This window comes from Cognataquiflexum nitidum (genome assembly GCF_022538055.1).
Taxonomy (GTDB): Bacteria; Bacteroidota; Bacteroidia; order Cytophagales; family Cyclobacteriaceae; genus Cognataquiflexum; species Cognataquiflexum nitidum.
This window is the reverse complement of record NZ_JAKZAM010000054.1, coordinates 1-20017: the sequence shown is the minus strand read 5'-3', so window position 1 is coordinate 20017 and position 20017 is coordinate 1. Positions and strand designations below refer to the sequence as shown.

General features: G+C 39.5%; 11 protein-coding genes. 3 read left to right on the top strand and 8 right to left on the bottom strand.

Annotation, left to right across the window (positions count from 1 at the left end):
• Nucleotides 1-698: 698 nt before the first annotated feature.
• Nucleotides 699-2993 carry a translocation and assembly module lipoprotein TamL gene (gene tamL / locus MMU07_RS21100; protein ID WP_241128594.1) on the bottom strand — a complete coding sequence of 765 codons (2295 nt, stop codon included), beginning with the start codon at nt 2991-2993 and terminating at the stop codon, nt 699-701.
• A complete protein-coding gene (locus tag MMU07_RS21095; protein ID WP_241128593.1) occupies nt 2986-7956 on the bottom strand; it encodes a translocation/assembly module TamB domain-containing protein in 4971 nt (1656 codons plus the stop codon). The genes tamL and MMU07_RS21095 overlap by 8 nt, the downstream gene beginning before the upstream one ends.
• Nucleotides 7957-8230: 274 nt before the next feature.
• Between MMU07_RS21095 and MMU07_RS21090 the strand changes: the two genes are divergently transcribed.
• A complete protein-coding gene (locus tag MMU07_RS21090) occupies nt 8231-8464 on the top strand; it encodes a hypothetical protein (protein ID WP_241128592.1) in 234 nt (77 codons plus the stop codon).
• Nucleotides 8465-8551: 87 nt separating this feature from the next.
• Nucleotides 8552-9001 carry a GNAT family N-acetyltransferase gene (locus tag MMU07_RS21085; RefSeq protein ID WP_241128591.1) on the top strand — a complete coding sequence of 150 codons (450 nt, stop codon included), beginning with the start codon at nt 8552-8554 and terminating at the stop codon, nt 8999-9001.
• Nucleotides 9002-9150: 149 nt separating this feature from the next.
• Here the strand turns inward: MMU07_RS21085 and MMU07_RS21080 are convergent, their stop codons facing one another.
• Nucleotides 9151-11949 carry a TonB-dependent receptor gene (locus tag MMU07_RS21080; protein ID WP_241128590.1) on the bottom strand — a complete coding sequence of 933 codons (2799 nt, stop codon included), beginning with the start codon at nt 11947-11949 and terminating at the stop codon, nt 9151-9153.
• A 19-nt stretch (nt 11950-11968) separates the two neighbouring features.
• The gene (locus MMU07_RS21075; RefSeq protein ID WP_241128589.1) at nt 11969-13057 is read right to left on the bottom strand and encodes a phytase; all 1089 of its coding nucleotides are present in this window, start codon (nt 13055-13057) and stop codon (nt 11969-11971) included.
• Between the two features lie 339 nt (nt 13058-13396).
• Here MMU07_RS21075 and MMU07_RS21070 point away from each other — a divergent pair, with 339 nt between their 5' ends.
• The gene (locus tag MMU07_RS21070) at nt 13397-13870 is read left to right on the top strand and encodes a LytR/AlgR family response regulator transcription factor (protein WP_241128588.1); all 474 of its coding nucleotides are present in this window, start codon (nt 13397-13399) and stop codon (nt 13868-13870) included.
• Between the two features lie 85 nt (nt 13871-13955).
• On the opposite strand, the gene MMU07_RS21065 is transcribed toward MMU07_RS21070, so the two are convergent.
• From MMU07_RS21065 to MMU07_RS21050, 4 genes are all read right to left on the bottom strand, one after another.
• A complete protein-coding gene (locus tag MMU07_RS21065) occupies nt 13956-14660 on the bottom strand; it encodes a tetratricopeptide repeat protein (RefSeq protein WP_241128587.1) in 705 nt (234 codons plus the stop codon).
• 11 nt (nt 14661-14671) lie between these two features.
• Complete coding sequence (locus MMU07_RS21060; protein ID WP_241128586.1) at nt 14672-16087, bottom strand: CCA tRNA nucleotidyltransferase; 1416 nt, start codon at nt 16085-16087, stop codon at nt 14672-14674.
• A complete protein-coding gene (locus MMU07_RS21055; protein WP_241128585.1) occupies nt 16084-16557 on the bottom strand; it encodes a hypothetical protein in 474 nt (157 codons plus the stop codon). The genes MMU07_RS21060 and MMU07_RS21055 overlap by 4 nt, the downstream gene beginning before the upstream one ends.
• Before the next feature lie 1014 nt (nt 16558-17571).
• A complete protein-coding gene (locus MMU07_RS21050) occupies nt 17572-18741 on the bottom strand; it encodes a BspA family leucine-rich repeat surface protein (protein WP_241128584.1) in 1170 nt (389 codons plus the stop codon).
• Nucleotides 18742-20017: the final 1276 nt, after the last annotated feature.

The window sequence follows — 20017 nt, the reverse complement described above, 5'->3', positions numbered from 1 at the left end:
TATTTCGGAGAAAAATTATTTGACAGACTTATTATTGCGGCAGTTCAGACTTACGTGTGAAGTTAGGGGGAGTCATATCTTTTAAATATCGCCGAAGGCATATTTCAACATATATCGCGTAGCTTATATCTTTTAAATATCGCCGAAGGCATATTTCAAATTATATCACGAAGCTTATACCTTTTTAATATCGCCGAAGGCATATATCCATTTATATCGCGTAGCTTATATCTTTTAAATATCGCCGAAGGCATATTTCAAATTATATCACGAAGCTTATACCTTTTTAATATCGCCGAAGGCATATATCCATTTATATCGCGTAGCTTATATCTTTTAAATATCGCCGAAGGCATATTTCAAATTATATCACGAAGCTTATACCTTTTTAATATCGCCGAAGGCATATATCCATTTATATCGCGTAGCTTATATCTTTTTAATATCGCCGAAGGCATTATATCAACCTATATCACGAAGCTTATATCTTTTTAATATCGCCGAAGGCATATTTCAAATTATATCGCGTAGCTTATATCTTTTAAATATCGCCGAAGGCATTATATCAACCTATATCGCGAAGCTTATATCTTTTTAATATCGCCGAAGGCATTATATCAACATATATCGCGAAGCTTATATCTTTTAAATATCGCGAAGCATATATCCATTTATATCGCAAAGCATATATCTATAATTTAGAACGGATACCCGATTGCGAAATTGAGCACCATATTCTCTCTTCTCCAAGCAGCATCAAATACATCAAAAGAATCCAGCCATCTGTCGTTTTCAGGAAGCCAAGGTTTACGGACGGGAAAAGCCAAGTCAAAGCGCAATACAAAAAGGCTGATGTCAACCCGCAGCCCCATCCCTGCGCCCACACCAAGTTCTTTCGCCCAATTTTTGGAAAATTTCCCTCCCGGGAGGGCTTTATTTTCATTGAATAACCAAATGTTACCGGCATCAGCAAAAAAAGCTCCTTTGAGGTATTTGTTGAGTGGAAAACGCATTTCTACATTCCCTTCCAATCGTATATCACCTGCCTGGTCAAAGAACCCACTTGTACTTCCTCCTTCAGGTAAAAATGTCCCGGGACCCAAGGACCTGATTCTAAATGACCTTACACTCCTTGGGCCTCCTGCAAAAAACTGCTTCACAAATGGAAGCGAAACCGAATTACCTAAGGGAATACCTAAACCGCCATAAAGCCTGGTGACAAGCATGGTTTCTTTGGTGAATTTGTGGTAAAACCTCAGATCCATGTCATTTTTGATGTATTGGGCATATTCCAATCCAAATGCAAAACCCGGATTTTCTGTATTAAATAAGGTATTGACCCCTTTCAAAATATTACCGGCGAGATCAATGGTAGTGGAAAAGAAAATGGCATTCTTCCTATCAGTATCTACCAACTGGTTATAATTGAAAGTATAATTCATCCCCATGATAAACTGTTGCTCAAAACTCCTCCTCAAGAAGGGGTTCGATTCCAAAATCTCATCGAATTCCGGCGTGGTTCTGACAAGGTTGACAATACTCACACTGATTGGATTAAATTCGTGATACACGTATTTGTTGATGTTCCAAAAATAACCAAATGCCGAATTGTAGGAATTGATAAGGTATAAATCAGTCCTATTTTGATACTCTATGCCTGCGGTAATCCTGGTTTTTGGAATGGCCAATTTGAACCGGTTCATCACGGGGACAGGGAATAGTACCCTCGGAAAAACCAAAGATCCCTGTAATCCCATTTCAATAGATTGCTGGGCTTGCCGTTCCCCTGATTGTAACTGAACTTCATATCCAAACTTTGCTGTCAGGTTGAATATCTCGCCACCGTTAAAAATATTCCTATTCTGGTAATTAAGAATCAACGCCGGCCCCACAAAACTGTTGGATTTAGTGACACCCTGGACTTCCGCGCGGACGGCTCTTCTATTGAGCGGAGACAACAAAATCCTGGCATTTAGCGGATAGTTTCCATCCTCACCTCTGACGCTGTCTGTTTCTTCAAAGGAAATATTGACATACCTGAAATTCCCAATAGAAGAAAGCCTATTGGAGGTTTGTCTTGATACCTGGGGATCAAACTTAGTACCTTCCCTAAATAGAATATAATTTTCCAATAGGTGCGGCTTAAAAACCTCCTCAGACTGGATAATATCTATACCGTTGATATGTACCGTATCGGCATCGGCAATATCCTCATTGATCGCATAATTAGGAAAAACCTTGATGTCGCGAATGGCATAAGGGAATTTCGATTTGACGGGAGTATTGCCTTTTAGCCTTAGGTAAAGGTCAAACCTCCTGTCATCATATTGGTTAGTATCGGCCTCGAATATCAAAAGATCTGCATTGAAGTTATAGTAGCCTTTAGATTTGAGGTCCAAGTCTATCCTTTCCCTCTCTTTTTTTAGGGCTTCCAGATCAAGTTTACTTCCTTTGATCAAATCAGTCTTGTCAAGGGCAGTCTTAATCTCCTGTATGATTTCCAGAGAATCACCCAATAGCTGATAGGTCTCAAGACGGTAAGGTTCACCAAAACTTAGGGTGTATTCGATATTGGCAAATTTTTCTTTCTCGATGATCTCATATTTTTCAATACCAAAAAAATACCCCAAATTTTCCAACCTATTGATAAGAATTCCATTGGTCCTTTCAGGCTGTACATCACTGAGGTAAACAGGCTTTTCTCCAAATCTTTTTCCCAAAAACCTGTTGATAAACCCAGGCTTCTCCTTACTACTTTTGTAATGCGCCCACAAGCCAAACCTCACTCCCAAAATCTTTCCGTTGGGATCAGGCTTGATGAGGCTGTTAAGTTCACTCTGTAGTGATGACCTCTCTGATTTAGTCAGAGGTGCTTCCAGTTTCAGTTCATGTCCGGTGTATAATATTTGACCTTCAGGAATGAATTTTTTGACACCACAGGAAAAACTGAGCAGGAGAAAAATGATCCATATGAACGACCCTCTTTTACTCATTTTGTGGCAGTTTATCATTATCTTTCTTTTCTTCCGCTACTTCGGTTGTTTCGCCTTCCTCTTTTTTTACAGCCTCCATTGCTGCCTTTCTCCACAATTCCTTGAAGGCATTGAATTCCTTATTGAAAATAAGAGATATTCCCGTTATCACCAATTGACCATCTATGACAGACTCAAACTGATTTTTACGGTAAGCTTTAGCCCTCCATTGTCCTCGCTGATCAAGTAAATACTCTACACTGACGTCGCCAAAAAGTGCATCCCCCTGATTCACTTCTTGGTTTCCCCCTTCTACATCTACCTGACCTCCGACAGAGATGACCAGCCTGTCATCCATCAGCGATTGTTTGGCCGCCACATTCAATTGGATCCTGTCTTGTGCTGCACCCGTCTGAAAGTCAGTATAAGAATCCAAGTCAAAATCCAGAGAGAATCCAGAATCACCGAATAACTTCCCAGAAAGGGCGTTGAGCTGACTCGATAGTACCTGGCTGACAGATGACCGGGCAAGATTGACCGAACCTCCCCCCGATCCGTCATTGCCCACAACAGGGAAAAATTGGTTGAGAACCAACAAAGAGAACACCTGCTTGGTGAGCTCATCCTCCTGTTCGTTGATCTGCTGAATCATTCCGTATACACTTCCTCCAAAGGCGCCCCGCTCTTGTTCGGCTAGGTCAAGCTCAAATGAAATTTCGGGCTTCAAGAGTTCACCTTCGATATTCAGATAAACCATAAAAGGAAGCACTTGCCTGAATTGACTCTTGGTATCTTTGTCAGTTCCGCTGAGTTGGGCCTGCATCAGTTCGGCAGCTGAAGTCCTGATATTATAGATGGCGGTCAGGTCAAGACTTGCATCCATCGGATCTCCCCTCCAAATCACCGTACTTCCAGGAGCAAGTTCAAATCTCCTGTTGACAAGTCCAAAAAGGTTCATTTCATAATGTCCGTTTTTTACCTCATACCTACCCGACATAGAAATATCTCCATTGGGATTCATGAGTATGTTCAGATCAGCTTGCCCTTGGATTTTGAGATTGTCATTGGTCCTTTCATCGACAATTAGGTTAAATACCGACTTGGGGTCTATTTTTAGATTGGCTTTGACATCATAGCCCTTGATGCCTTGGGTAGTCAGGTCCCCCTCCCTTTGGTAAATGAGGTCGTAAGGATCCTGATGATTTACAAAAATCACAACCCCGGTACGTTCAACAAGATCGAGTCTATCCTCCGGAACTATAAAACTCACTTCTGACCCTTCATTTACCTTCAGCTGCATGGTAATAAGGGGCAAGGTTACCGTACCTCCTAATTGGAGGTCCAGGTCTATATTTGCTTTCCCAAAGAAAAGATCGCTGTCTTTTCTGGTAGAATTCATAACCTGAAATCCTGTAGTTTTTAATTTCAGGTCAAATCCCACATCAGCCAGATTTTCTGTAATGACCTTCCCATTGGTGACAAAAGCATCTCCCTTGGCATCCTTGATAGTGAAGTTGCTGAAATATACCCCTTGGTTATCCATTTTTATCAACTCATCAGGAAAAATGAAACTTGTATTCAATTGGCTAACCAAAAAACCTGCATCTTTGAATGCAACAGTCCCTTTATATATGGGATCCTGAACAGACCCTTTCACCTCAAAATCTCCTGTTATATAGCCTTTCGTCTCTTTCAAAGCTCCTTCAGAAAGAATTTCTAAAAGTGACATTTTTAAAGCTTTGAGCTTTACATTAAGATCAAGGCTTGTACTTGCCGAATCTGCCATAAGTGATCCGAAAATATCCAAGTCAACTTTCCCGTCTCTTAGCGCAAAGTTGAAATCGTATTCTTGAAGATTCATTGCTTTGGCTTTGACATCCAAAACCCCTAATGGAACATCTAAAAATTCAAAATCACTCACATTCAGGTCAGCTATAAAACCCAATGCATGGAATGGGTTAACAGTAATAAAATTCCCGTTTACTACCCCATTGGCAAGTGGATTGTCCGGATTTAAAAACCCAAGGACTGTATGTAAGGTAAAATTGCTAAAAGCCAAACCGAGGTGTTCTTCCTCCAATCCAGGGAAATCATTTTTCGCTCCAAAATATTGCTCACCAAGTGTAAACTCTAAATTTTGAAACTGTACAGATTTTGGTGCAAAAGTGACCAGATTGTTAGAAGGAATTACCCAATTCTGTTTGTTAAAAATAAGGTCTTCAGGCAAAATCCGGACTTTGACTGTGTCGTTGATGTAAGTCATCTGGGAGGCAAAATTGATCACCGTCTCATCCCTGTGAATTGAATTAAAAGTAAAATTTACTTTTTGATCTTTAAAATCCGCATGGAGTTTTGTTTTGCCCATGTTTAACGGATCATAAAATAACCTATCAAATCCGACATCAAAATTAAGTGACTCCGTATCCCCATACAGGTCCAGTTTGAAAGTATCGATTCCTGCATTGAGATAAAGTAAGTGGGGCATCCGAATCTTTGCATTGATTTTTTGCAAAGCCGAATTGAAATCAAATTCCAATAAAAGGGTATCCATCTTATCAATATCCGCGAGCAATAGTTGGTCAATAAACGGCGTAGAATGGAATTTGAATTCAGATTCTGCCACGAACTCTTTCTTTTCCTCTAATTCTGATTTGCCTACAATGACCTGATTGAAATAATCTTCAAGAGCCAGGGAAAGGTCAGATACCGAACTGTTGACCGTAAAAAACCCTTTTAGAAAATCGGATTGAATCCTCAGGTCCGACAAATCCTCTGAAAGATTGGCTTCTACTTTTATCAATCCTATGGGATAATCCCTCCTATCTAAATGAAATTCCCCATCATAAATCTCCATTCCGGCTGTTATATCCTCGGGTTTTCCTGAGAAATTACCTGCGATTTTAAAGTTGGTATGTATCTCTTGTTTTGTAATTCCTATTTCTTTGGTATTCAACTTTTTGACATCCAACAGAAATTCCAATCCAGGTGATACCGAGTCGATCTTGGCCTTGGCAAGGAAATCAAAATCAATATAATCTTTGGAAAATACCGCTTGCAATGTCGCTACCGTGTCTTTGGCAGCTAGTGATAATCCAAGTTTAGAAAGGTCTATATCCGCCCAGGCAAGCCTTCCAAAATCAACATTCATTATACCATCCAAATCATACCATCCGGATCCTTTTCCCTCAAGATTTGTGACAAGGCTTATGGGCTGTAATTGTGGCAGTTCCAAGATTTTGCCGAGATCTAAATCCTGAACATCTAAAGTGGACTGGACAAAATAAACCTCTTCCCCCTTGATAGACCCTTCCAAAGATGCATTTCCATCACTTGTTTCCAAGAATATTTCTGTTCTTAAATCTTCCCAATCACCCATTACCAAAGCGGTTAATTTGATGTCATCCGGTATATTGTAGCCTTCGAATTCCAAAAATGTCTCGATTACTCCTCCTTTTGTCTCAAAAACAAAATCCGGTAAGTCCACCTTCAATCTTTCAATATCTGCGGCATTTTCTATCCCTGCAGACCTTATTCTCAGGCTTGTGAAGTTACCATAAGAAATGTCAAAGCGGGGGATTCTTAACCTCTTCATACTCCCCGACAAGGCACCTGAAGCTTTTATACCATTTTTCCTCAATTCCTTGAAATAAGTCTCACCTACAAGCTCCGGAACAAAAAAGAGTGCTTCCGAAGCATCTGTTTCAAATTGATTAAGTCGGATATCAAAACCGGTTTTTTCAGGATTCCTGATAAAAGCATCCAGACTTTGATAGGTAAATAAAAAATCACCTTTGAGCAGGGATTTGCCTGTTTGGACATCTACACTGCTTAGATTGATTTTTTTATCATCAGCCTGCAGTTTAGCTTGTAGCTTTTGCAGGACCAACCCACTCCCTTCCGAAAAAGAAAGGATGTCTATGACTCCCTTAAATTCTTGATCCTTAAAAAAAAGGCTATGTGCTTGGACATTAAGGTCCGAAAGTGATATGGCTTCGGGAGTAAAAACACTTTTCTTGATCTGGGCATCTCCCAAATAATAATTGAATTCATTCTTCTCTAGCTTGATGGAACCTACCTCCACCCACCATTCAGGCCATAAAAAAGGCTCCGTCTCCCGGCTTAATTCTTTAATTTGGATGCTGTCGTCAGGACTTAATCTCAGGTCAATCTTAGAATCAGACAAAGCCAAAGATTTGAGCAGAATTTTGTTTTCTTCAAAATTGGCTTCAGGAAGGGAAAGAAGGAAATCCCCAATATCCATTTTGGTAGAAATACCATCAGGTATTGAGGTGTATTCTATTTTGCTGCGATGGATTTCGAGCTTGTCCAAAACCAATAATGGCAAGGGGGAATCAGAAAGTGTATCCGCCTCCTCAGAAGGTGGAAAAGCATGGGTCTGAAGGTAGGTGATGTTGGCATTATCAATCAGGACGTTTTGGATCCCAAAGTCCATTATATTAAGGTCGAATTTCTCAGCATCTATGCGGATTCCTTTCCATTTTGCCACGAGGTCTATACCCAAAACCTGATCATCATATTTCAGGGTGACATTTTTGAGGTCAATAGGCCCAAATGAAAGTGACGGAAATGCAGCTTCGGTGTCGGCTACTTGACTTAACTCAGTACTATCTGTCGGGCTCACAAATGCATCAATCAAAAACCCAAAATTAAAATCTTCTGTAACCGAATCCCTACTGATATTGGCAACTAAACCCTCCCAAGCTATTTTTGAAATATTAATATTCCCCTCCCTTATCAAAGGAAGAAAATCAATACCTGTCTCCAAGTTCCGTGAATAAACCAAAGTATCACCCTGCAAATCTTCAATATACAGTCCTTTTAAAAAAACATTTCCCCCAAAAGTGATGAAAAGCTTTTCAATGCTGACTGTTGTGCCGGTTTTATTTGACACAAATTTGGTGGCCTTTTGGATGATGATATCCTGACCCCATGGACTTCTGATAAAAAAGAAAAGCCCTACCATCAAAAGCAAAATTACCGCTGTTGTGACACCTAAAGTTTTTAAAAATATCCTTACAAACTTTTTGATGGGCTTAGAATTTTAATGGTTTTGGCTAAGTCCAAATATAAGCTTTAAACCACTTTCATAGCGAATAATTATGCTATTTGTAATTTACAAGTTCCTTTCAGACATGAAGAAACAATCACCTTAAGGTTAATAAATCGTTACCATTCCAAAATATAGCAATTTAAAATCTTCGATTCCTTAAATTGTCCAATCAAAGTTCTATTTGAAAATGACCCACATCTTTTTCAGCATAGCTTTCCTTCTGGCAAGTTACTTTCTCGCTGTCCTTGCACTGGTTCAGGGATACATCCCGGGGGGCTACAGGATTATCAAAGGAGAAGACGGGCAAACCCGTGAAACAATACAGTATATCAGGATTATCGGAATCAGTTTCATGATTGCTTCCGCACTTTCGGGAATGATGTTTTATTTTTTTATTTACCCCAGCTATCAGATTTTATAGTAATTTTATCAATCCTTTTTTAGAGATATCATTTTTTTTACCCATTTTACCGATATGAAAATTCTTTTATCCTAACCCAATAAAACCATGGACTATATTATCAGACCTTGTGAAGAAAAAGATTTAACCGACTTGGTAAAATTGTGTGCAGCACATGCCGAACATGAAAAATCAGACTATTCACCCGAAGGAAAAATTGAGGGACTTAGGGAAGCTATTTTTGGAAAAAACAAAAAACTAAACTGTTGGATAGTAGAAATCGATGGGAAAGCAGAGGGATTTACTACCTATACGATAGATTTTTCTACCTGGGATGCAGCTCCTTTTTTGTACATGGACTGTCTGTTTTTGAATGAAAAATGCAGAAGCACCGGAATAGGTGCAGATATCATGCGAAGGATCCGAGATGTGGCCAAAGAACACAAATGTGTCAATATCCAATGGCAGACTCCTGAATTCAATGTCAGGGCCATCAAGTTCTATGTGGGCCTTGGAAGTACCGGCAAACAAAAAATGCGTTTCTTTTTGAAGCCTTAAAAATTGGTTGATTGGTTATTGGTTATTGGTTGATTGGTTATTGGTTAATAGTAAAGGTCAATTGACAAATTGTATACTGGAATTAGATAAAACAGAAAAACCTCCGCAAGCGGAGGTTTTTCTGTTTTAATATTAAGATCTGTACGTAATCAATCAAACAAGTCAAACTTCACCCCAAAATTGATTCTCACATTGTAATATTCTTCTTGCGCAGTTCTTTGTCTGATGCCCTGATAGTACCTCAAAGGCTGGTTTGTCAGGTTATTGGCCTCAGCAAAAACCCTCCAGTTTTTGGTAAGGGCATAAGAAGCATTGACATCAAGGAATGTCTGACGGTCATAATAAATATCCTCAAAATTTGATCCCCCAACTTCATCCAGGTATCCACTCGCATGGTTTACCGAAACCCTAAGCACCAGCTTTTCACTTTCAAATGACAATGAAGCATTGAACATGTTTCTGGCGGTTCCCGGTAATTTGAGGTTATCATCTTCCCTTTCTTCTATTCCTGAGGTTCTTGAATCAGTAAATGTATAGTTGGCAAAAATCCCAAGCCCTTTCCAGATTCCCGGCAGAAAATCAAACTGTCTTTGGATGCTCGTTTCAAAACCATAAACATTGGCAGTTCCTCCGTTTTCCGGTTGTGTCAGTTCAATTAGCTGACCAAACTGAGGATCTGTAACGTTCAATTGGGTGCTTTGGTAGATAAAGTTATTTACGTCTTTATAAAAACCACCTGCTGTAAATACCCCAACGGACTTGTAGTAGTTTTCAAACATCAAATCAAAGTTCATTGATGTGGTCGGAACCAAGTTTGGGTTACCTCTCTGGAGAGATTGGTTATCAGGGCTGTATATCGCAAAAGGAACTAAATCAAAATAATTAGGCCTTGCTATTGTATTGGCCCAAGCCAATCTCAGGATTCTGTTTTCATTGATATCATATTTGAAATGGGCACCCGGCATGAAGTTGGAATAGTTGTCAGTCACAATAGCAGACTGGTTAAACGTCTCCTCGTCCTCATCCAATTCATAGCCTCTGTATTCCAGATTGGTATTTTCAAGTCTCAACCCAAAAATACCTGATAATTTGGAATTGAACTGGTAATCAGTCATCACATAACCTGCAGTGATGGTCTCTGAAGCTTGGTAATTGCCTGTAATATATTCTGCAAATGCATCCTCAAAATCAAATAAAGATTCGTTTTTAAGGTTCAAACCTCCTAAAAATTCTTTGTTCACAAATCTACCCGGCACATATTGTGGACCGTTTAGAAAGATCCTTTCATTTTGAAAACTATTTGGCAAAGAACCCAAATTATTTCCTCCCGAACCCAAATTTCCAATTGGGTCATAAACGTCATAAGAATCTGTTCTTTCTTTATATTTAGATCTCACCCTTCCTCCAAATTTCAGAATACCCTTATTGGCAGCATAAGGCAAGGTAAAGTCCACCCTACCGTTGAGGTCTTCCTCAAATGTGCTGTTGTTGGATTCATATATTTCATTGAGGCCTAGTCCCAAACCGGCATCTTGGTTGACCAGGGTGGTCAAGACCTTGAACGGATCCCTAATGTCCAAAATCACATCAGCATTTCCTCTATGGGTGATATAACGCTCATTTGGCCTGTCTTCGGAAGCTTTGGCATATGTTCCGTTCCAGGTCATTTTCAACTTATTGAAAATATGGCTACCTGACAGCGTGGTATTGATTACTCTTTGGTCTTCCAGACGTGCATTCTTTACCCTGTCATTATCAATTCCACCCTTTGTCTGAATCGCAGTTCTTCCGCGCAATTGAAAAAGATTTGGAGCCAATGTGGTGAAATTTCCTGATTCAAAAGGCCTTTCAGTACGGTCTACTCTGAATCTGTACCTGTTTTCCCAATCATCCCTCCAATTGTACATTGCATTCAATACAATGGAATGGTTTTTATTAATATCATAATCCAAAGCCAAAGAGGCTGACCTTCTTACTCTTTGTACATCATATTTTCTTATATCAAAACTATTCACGACAACAGAATTATTGGGGTCGTCTGTTTCTGCCCATTGTGCTTCATAATTGTCCGATCCGAAATTATGATTATTGTAAGAACCAGAAAAAATCACACCCAATTTATCATTGGCAATCCGGTCACCAATGATCAAACCGCCTGTCCAGATAGGCTTATTTGTCAAAAAATTGACACCTGCAGCACCTGTACCAGAAACCCTGAGTCCATTTGGCGCCTTTCTAGTCACGAGGTTTACCGCCCCACCTATGGCATCTGCATCCATATCCGGAAGTACACTTTTGTTGACCTCGATCGTCTGGATCATATCGGATGGAATCAAATCCATCTGCACCCTTCTATTGTCTCCTTCTGCTGAGGGAACTCTTTCACCGTTGATCATGACTGAATTCAACTCGGGTGCCATCCCGCGGATGATGATATTTCGGGCTTCACCTTGGTCGTTTTGCATGGTGATTCCGGGAATCCTTTTGATTGCATCTCCGATATTAGCATCTGGGAATCTACCGATCTGGTCTGCAGCTACGATGTTGGTAATGTTGGAATTGGTCTTTTGTTGGTTTAGAGCTCTAGCTTGACCTTTGAGTCTGTCTCCAAAAATAATTACTTCTCCACCTTCCAAAGTTCCTGGCATCATCAGGAATCTCATGTCGAGGATTTGTCCGTCTTGAAGCGTAATTTCTTTTGTCAAAGAAATATAACCTAGGTAGGACACTGTTACAGTATAATTTCCCGCCGGGATTCCCTGGATTACAAAATCGCCAAGCTGATTGGTCACAGATCCTTTATTGGTTCCATCCAATACTACATTCGCTCCTGGGAGGGAGAGGTTTTGGTCATCAATGACCTTTCCTCTGAAGGTTGCCTGTGCCAATATTTCTCCGGAAAACAGAAGAAATCCCAACATCAGGATGTAATGTATACGTTTTTTCATATTAAGTTAAGGTTGGTTTTTATTTTTTGGATTGAAGAATATTACCTGCAAGGTCCTCCCACCTGTATAGCTGGAAGGTCTTATCATCTGACATAGCCACGAATAGGCCCTTGGCAAAGGTGCTGTTTAGAGGTAGGCTAGTAACTTCCGAGCCATCACTCGATACTGTGGAGGTCTTGATGATAGTGATCAAGTCATGTTGATGGGGATTAGAAGCTGATCCTTCTCTCGGGAAAACGTGGAATTGGTTTACCTCCTGATCTGAAACCAAAATATATCCTGTGGTATCGTCCAGTTTGTAGATGGAGATTCCCTCGTGGTCTTGGGTAAAACCTTCGGTTGCAAAAAGTGCCAGCTCATCATTCCCTTTTGCGGGGTCAGCATAATATTTCCTTACACCGACTCCTTCATCAGAATAATAGATAAAGCCTAATTCATTGTCTACTGCAATGGCTTCAATTTCTTTTTTACCGCTGTAGTTACCGAATTTCCTTACCAGATCAAGTGTAATGCCCGACTCTGAACCTATGATTTCATATTGCCATAAATAAGTACCATAAGTTGGCCCTGTTTTTCTCCCTGCGATGACATATTGTTTTCCATTGGAATTATCATGATAAACCGCCACGCCCATTAAGTCACGGTACATTTCCCCGGTCTCCCCCTCATAAACTTCGATTCCTCCGACTTGGATTTCTTTCATGTCGGGCAAAGAGTAAAACCTCAATTTGGAAGTCATCCTTTCACCAGTTACCGCAAAATCCACGGTTTTATCCCCCATTTTCAATCCATAAGCGACATCTACATTATTGGGACGTTGAAGACCCCTGACGATCAAGGAATCTATTTTTTTACCGGTTAGATCAAAAACATAAAGTGCACCATCAGCATCTTTATCAGTTCCTATAATAAGGCTTTTGGATGGGTCTGTAGGATGCACCCAAATAGCCGGGTCATCTGTGTCATAAATAACCGAATCTGTCACATAGATTGGATTTACAGGTTCCATACTCTGTTCTGTCTCTATTTGAGCGTGATCAGGAGATCGCTGACAGGAACAAACAAGGAGAGGAATTAAGAGAGAAAAAGCAGTAAATCTTCTAATCATATTGATATGTTTTTTGATGCCAAAACTAAGTAGGGATCAAGGACTTATCCATTAAATTGTGTTATCAAAAAAGTAACAATTGAAGAACAAAATGTTAATTCGAGATGTATAAGAACAAAAATTACCTATATAAACACTTGTATTACAATGTTTTATACAATATTAAGTTAAAATTAAGCGGAAAATAACGCTAAAAAACAGATAATATTCCATTCACACTACGACATTAAATAACGCCCTGAAGTGTTAAAAATACTCCCTTTGGGGTATGGGTTTAGAAAGTTAATTTTTTGAGTTTTATGTCTAATCAAGTTCCATCTTTTTTTAACATCCCAAGCCATGAGAAATGATTTACAATTTGCATTGGAAAATGAAAAGAAACTCATGTTTAAAAACAAGGTCGTCAAACTAAAGACCTTCAAAACCGAGGAACAGATCAAGAAAGACACAATACCTAAAGTGGGGGATTACTATCAAGATCGAATTGCCATTCCTTCGGTAGAAGGCCATGAGATTTTTTTTGTTTCCAAGATCATCAGATGCGAAGCCGACGGAAACTACTCCAAAATCATCTATGCAGAAAATGACTTCCCGGTCATCGTCTCCCGACAGCTGAAATATCTTGAATCGGTGCTGATCAAAAACGGTTTTCTAAGAATCCATCATTCCCATTTGATCAATCCCTTCTTTATAAAAAAAATCCTAAAAAGCGAGGGAGGTCAAGTGGAAATGGAAGGTGGAACCAGGATCCGGATATCAAAGAATAAAGAGGAAATAATCAAAACCCTGTTCATTTCTATCGATAAAATATAGGTCAAATCAAGAAAATACCCAAAACACCAAAGCCAAATATCTCTATTTGGCTTTGGTGTTTTTTTATGATTTCTGAAAAGCGCTCTTATAATTTATTCGCCTCTTTAAGGTTTTCGAGGGCTAACTCAAAATCTGATTGCATTTCCAAGGCCTGATTTAAAGCAATAATGGCTTCTGCCTTATTTTTTTGGTACATGTAGACCATTCCTTTCAGGTTGAGCGCGGCGGCTTTGAGGGTTACTTCCTGAGTGGTGTTGTCAGCTTTTGGAAATCCGACCTTTTCTTCAGAAGCTTTTGGCGCCTTCACCAGCATATTAATGGAATTCAATGCTTCTTCCTGTCTGTTTAGTGAATATTGCATGTAAGCGGTTTTGTACAGACTGAAGAGGTTATTGGTCAGCAGGTAATGTCTTTCAAAATTCGGAAGTGCTTTGTCCAAAGCTCCCAATTGCTCCAATGAATTGGCGGCAACTTCAAGGGCTACGAGGCTTTTGTCATTCATTTCTAAGATATCCAAAGCAGATACTGCTGCCGATGTATACTGTCCGGCCTCAAAATAAAGCGAAGTCAAAGTTTCCGGATAAGTAATGTTGGTCGGATTTCTTTCTATCAATTCAAAAAGCTTCATCCTAGCCACGGCCAAGTCATTGTATCGCAAAGCCATTTGGTAAACCTTCTTGTCAATTTCGTTTCTTTTTTGGTTTGTTTCTGTTTCTACAGGTTTGTCTTGGGCTAAGACCGAAGTGACCATTGCAAGCATGAAGGCCACCGTCATCATTATTTTATTCATTCTTTCTATTGTTAAATCGTTGTTAATCCTTTAGTGGCGGCTAATTTATATAATAAGTCCATAGCTTCAGCTTTATTGTTTTGAATTTGTCCCTCCAAAATCGCCTCTTTGATTTCCTCTTTCAATTCCCCTACAACTTTAGAGGGTCGTAGGTTAAATAAAACCATGATTTCTTCTCCTGATACAGGCGGTTGAAAATTTCGGACTTGGTCATTTTCCTCCACTTCCTTCATCTTTTCCTCCACCTTGTCAAAGTTGGCCAAAAACCGCTGTACTTTATTGTTATTCTTGGAGGTGATATCCGCCCGACAGAGTTTCATCAAATCCTCAATATCATCCCCTGCATCAAACAACAACCTGCGGACAGCGGAATCTGTCACCTTTTCAGAAACCAAGGAAATAGGCCTCAGATGCAACCTCACAAGCTTTTGGACATACTTCATTCGGTCATCCATCGGAAGTTTCATCCTGCGGAAAATCCCAGGAACCATCCTTGAACCTTTGTCTTCATGGCCATGGAAAGTCCATCCGACTTTTTCATTAAACCGCTTGGTGGCAGGCTTCGCAATGTCGTGCATGATGGCTGCCCATCTCAGCCAAAGGTCTTCCGACATTTGGGACACATTATCCAATACCTGCAGGGTATGGTAAAAGTTGTCCTTGTGTGATTTATCCCCTACCGAATCTACGCCCTGCAGCTCTACCATTTCCGGGAAAATTTCCTGAAGGAGTTTGCTTACAAACAGCAATTTAAAGCCATAAGAAGGTTTTTCAGTAAGTATAATTTTATTGAGTTCGTCTATAATCCTCTCCCCTGAGACAATCTGCAGCCGATGTGCATCATGGACAATGGCGAGAAAGGTATCCGGTTCAATATCAAATTTCAGTTGGGTAGCAAAACGAATCGCCCGCATCATCCTAAGCGGGTCATCCGAAAAAGTGATGATCGGATCTGTTGGCGTTCTGATTGTTTTTCTTTTGATATCACCCATTCCATCAAATGGATCAATCAATTCTCCAAAATTATGGGAATTGACAGATATCGCCATGGCATTGATGGTAAAGTCCCTGCGCTCCTGATCTTCCTGAAGGGTTCCATCCTCCACGATGGGTTTTCTGGAATCGTGCCGGTAGGATTCTCGCCTAGCTCCCACGAATTCAACTTCCCAATCTTCCAAACGAATATTTGCTGTGCCAAAATTCTTGAAAACAGAAAGCGGCACATGCTCCTCAAAGCTGTCTGCAACAGCTTTTGCCAAGGTTATGCCACTGCCGACGCAGACAAAATCAATGTCCTTGCTCGGTCTTTTCAAGATCAGGTCACGGACGTACCCACCGACCACGTAGGTTTCCAAGCCAAGTTCATCCGCTATACGTCCAACACGGCTGAATATTTCTAACTGGTCTAAATGGGCTTTGAAATTCATGCTCTGATAATTTTGACGTCCCCATCAGGGCTCAAAAACATTTCTTTGGTACCTGCACTCAAAAGTGGAAAAAAGTCTTCCGTCACCATATCCCAATCTTTGGATTTGCTGAACTGGAGGATCAAGGGTTGAGAAAAAGCAAATATCAGCTTGTTCCAAAATTCCTTCCTGATGACAGAGAATTTGACTTTTCCGTCAATAATGGGTCCGTTTTTTAGAATCCTGTTGACAGGAGTATGGTATATCGTCGGCTTGGTGGCATACTCGATGATATCCAAAGACACCTCTGAAAACTGTTCTGCAACATTTCTGATCTGAAATACATCAAAAAAAAGAAAAATACCTTCCTGATCGTCTATTGCAGCATCCCAACGCTGAGGTGCAACCAATTCCAAAACAGTGCCATGACCGTCTTTGATCCTGATTCTTCCCTTTTCTTTGAGAATATTGACTGCCTCTTTGATTTCCATTCCGATTCTTTTGCTTCAAAAATAAGGCAGATTATTGGAAGGAGTGCTAAAGAGGATTACAAAGTTTATGATTGGTGGCGAAATCTGACTGTATTCCGGAATTAATTCTCTAGCAAAGACGCAGAGGACAAGGAAAAAAAGAATTAAAAATGCTGAATGAATAATGGGATTGGGAAGTACTCTCATCGGCGCGAGAAATGATCCTGAAGGGATCAAATAATAATAACCCCGAGTAAGGAACGCAACTAGGGGTTAGAAACGAAAACAGCGATCCCGGCTTTTGGCCGAAATAATGAAAATTGTGAATTAAGGCCTCCGCCAAAAACAGGGATGTTCAAAATCCTTTGCGCACCATTACGAAACCTTGTTTTCCTTTGAGGAAAAAAATTCACCTCGCGCAGAGACGCAGAGAAAAAGGATTTAAGAATGATAATGTTTGTGAAGACACAAACATTGGCGGCGGCGACCGACCACGTAGTGGTCAAATAATAATAACCCCGAGTAAGGAACGCAACTCGGGGTTAGAAACGAAAACAGCGATTCAGGTTTTTGGCCGAAATAATGGAAATTTTGAATTAAGGTCTCCGCCAAAAACAGGGATGTTCAAAATCCTTTGCGCACCATTACGAAACCTTGTTTTCCTTTGAGGAAAAAAATTCACCTCGCGCAGAGACGCAGAGAAAAAGGATTTAAGAATGATAATGTTTGTGAAGACACAAACATTGGCGGCGACCGACCACGTAGTGGTCAAATAATAATAACCCCGAGTAATCCCGATAGGGAGCAACTCGGGGTTAGAAACGAAAACAATGATCCAGGCTTTTGGCCGAAATAATGAAAATTGTGAATTAAGGCCTCCGCCAAAAACAGGGATGTTCAAAATCCAATCCTAAAACACTTCCTGTTATCCTGCTTCTCCAGAAGCCGGAGGAATTATTCCCCGCAGTTATCCTGCTTCTCCTCATCCTAGATCAGGTATATCTCAGTCCACAGTCAAAAACGCATAAAGGCTGGTTATTTAGATTGCTCTTTTTTCCAATTGACCTCATAATTGTAACTTCTGGAATCAAACTCATCTCTCACCCTATATATTTCTCCAATACCAGAACCATTGAATTCTTTAATGAAATTCGATCTGATTTTTTTCTGAGATTCTAAATTTTTGTTTGATATCCCTAAGAAATCATCTATTTCTGCCTTAGATATCCGGTTCGTATTTTTTTGAATCAGATAGGCTTTTAAGGAAAGATAAATTTCATTTTCAGGTTCAGAGGATGGTTCACTCTTTTTCTTCCTAGATTTTACAAGGATTAAAATTACCGGTCCCAGCAAAACAAAAGACATAACAATGTACCAATGCAATCCCAATCCCTTGTTTGTATTCCATTTAGGACTTATTACGGACGATTTTGTATCAAAATTATCAGGAATTCCTTCAATAAGTGGGACCTCCCAATTGGATAGATCATAACTGAAACTGATGGCATATCGAAACATGTTCGTCATATTTTTGACAGCACTGACATCCCACATCGAAATGTCTTGGTTGAAGTTAAGCGCCTCTGCAAACATCCCACCCATATCCTCCACATTGGAAGTGTTCCATTTGTCCAAGGGCTGGTTAAACAACCTGGCATCATCAAACATCCCACTGAGATTTTTGGCAGAAGAAATATCCCAATCATTCACAGCACCGTTGAAGTTGGATTCGAAAAACATCCCATTAAATAATTGTCCCGAGCTTGTGTTCCATTTTGAAAGGTCTCCCTGAAATTTTTTGGTACCATGAAACATATCTGAAAATAAAATAACCGAACGGGTGTCCCAATTAGAGAGATCCGGGTTTATGGATAAGGCCAAGCCAAACATCCACGACATATCTTTTACATTTGAGACATCCCAAGACTCAATTTTGGGATCCATTAAAACGGAGTTGAAAAACAAATAACTCATATCCCTAACCTTAGTAGTAACCACATAAGAAAGGTTAGTATCAATTTTGACCAACTCCCTTAAAATGCTGTCATTTACTACCAGGTAATATTTACCTTCAAATTGATATTCTTTCCCAACAATTGCATCATCAGCCGCTTTTAGGGTAATGTTATTTGCAGCTTTGTAAATCATCCCATCATTAAACCAAAATGAAAGGAGACTGAGCAGAAAATGAATCTTTAAGATCATGGAAAATTTTAAATTTTTACTTGGCAAAAAACAACTATTAATAACCTTAAAGGCGTATTTGAATTACTACATACGAAATCAACTCGCCTTTTTTATCACCCCTTGGGGCTGATCTTTACACAATTTGATCGGCACTTAAACAAAATTTTACCGATCTTTTTTATAGAAGTATCTAACAATAGACCTATCTAAATACTTAAATTACCCATAGTCAAACAATAAGCTAGTACAGACTTACCCAATTAAAATGAAGGAAAATTTCCTACACAAAATAAAATTAGTTTTAACAGACTTGAAAAGAAAATAAAAAGATAAAAACGTAAATAAAAAAGCTTTATAAAGCAACAAAATGTAGATTTAGGTGACATTAAAAAAAAATAAAAAAATCAGATGTGAAAATCACAAATCTTGTGAAATATCCGGTGGTAAGTCTTAGGCAAAAGCTCTCGAAAGTAATTTAAATATTGGCTTTCGGATTTGTCGCAATCACAACCAAAAACCTATTTTTCTAATTCCGAAGGAAAAAAATATTGAAGTTATCCAGTTTAGACAAAGCATAAAGGTCTATTGTATATGCGCAAGGATTCAGATAGATCACATTTTTATTGTGGGTGCTATCCACAGACTCACTGAAGTAGAACAATATTAGACTACAGTCAGAGATGCATCTGACCATCAGCTGTCATAAGAAGGTCTTGGAGCAGAAAAAATAAATGCTCCAAGACTCGGTTAATAAAAAAATGTCTAAGGTGTCCTTTCTCCAAAAATACTCTGAGAATGAACCCCAAAGACAACCAAAAAAAACCGATTTAATCTTACCCCTCTAGGTGTTCTTTACCTTACAGAATACATTTCTTTTTTCAATTGCAGATAGGCAACATGATTGTATACCTAACTAGCATTTAGCAAATACCTTTTAATAAAACAGGCAATAATTGGTCATTACAATATTTTTTTAGCCTTTCATTGAGGGCACTAGTTACCCACAGGCTTTTTATTTTCTTAGAAAAAATCGGTGAGATAGGTGAAATCACCTTCTTTTCTGCTTTTCCGAAGGCCGGATTTAATTCTCTCGCAAAGACGCAGAGGAAAAAGAAGGGAATTAAAAATGCTGAATGAATAATGGATTGGGAAGTACTCTCATCATCCGAAGATATGATCCTGGAGGGATCAAATAATAATAACCCCGAGTAAGGAACGCAACTCGGGGTTAGAAACGAAAACAATGATCCAGGCTTTTGGCCGAAATAATGAAAATTGTGAATTAAGGCCTCCG

What these genes read in the sequence shown, in the direction of transcription:
- tamL (WP_241128594.1), bottom strand. Translation starts at nt 2,993, where the DNA reads ATGAGTAAAAGAGGGTCGTTCATATGGATCATTTTTCTCCTGCTCAGT.
- MMU07_RS21095 (WP_241128593.1), bottom strand. Translation starts at nt 7,956, where the DNA reads ATGGTAGGGCTTTTCTTTTTTATCAGAAGTCCATGGGGTCAGGATATC.
- MMU07_RS21090 (WP_241128592.1), top strand. Translation starts at nt 8,231, where the DNA reads ATGACCCACATCTTTTTCAGCATAGCTTTCCTTCTGGCAAGTTACTTT.
- MMU07_RS21085 (WP_241128591.1), top strand. Translation starts at nt 8,552, where the DNA reads ATGGACTATATTATCAGACCTTGTGAAGAAAAAGATTTAACCGACTTG.
- MMU07_RS21080 (WP_241128590.1), bottom strand. Translation starts at nt 11,949, where the DNA reads ATGAAAAAACGTATACATTACATCCTGATGTTGGGATTTCTTCTGTTT.
- MMU07_RS21075 (WP_241128589.1), bottom strand. Translation starts at nt 13,057, where the DNA reads ATGATTAGAAGATTTACTGCTTTTTCTCTCTTAATTCCTCTCCTTGTT.
- MMU07_RS21070 (WP_241128588.1), top strand. Translation starts at nt 13,397, where the DNA reads ATGAGAAATGATTTACAATTTGCATTGGAAAATGAAAAGAAACTCATG.
- MMU07_RS21065 (WP_241128587.1), bottom strand. Translation starts at nt 14,660, where the DNA reads ATGAATAAAATAATGATGACGGTGGCCTTCATGCTTGCAATGGTCACT.
- MMU07_RS21060 (WP_241128586.1), bottom strand. Translation starts at nt 16,087, where the DNA reads ATGAATTTCAAAGCCCATTTAGACCAGTTAGAAATATTCAGCCGTGTT.
- MMU07_RS21055 (WP_241128585.1), bottom strand. Translation starts at nt 16,557, where the DNA reads ATGGAAATCAAAGAGGCAGTCAATATTCTCAAAGAAAAGGGAAGAATC.
- MMU07_RS21050 (WP_241128584.1), bottom strand. Translation starts at nt 18,741, where the DNA reads ATGATCTTAAAGATTCATTTTCTGCTCAGTCTCCTTTCATTTTGGTTT.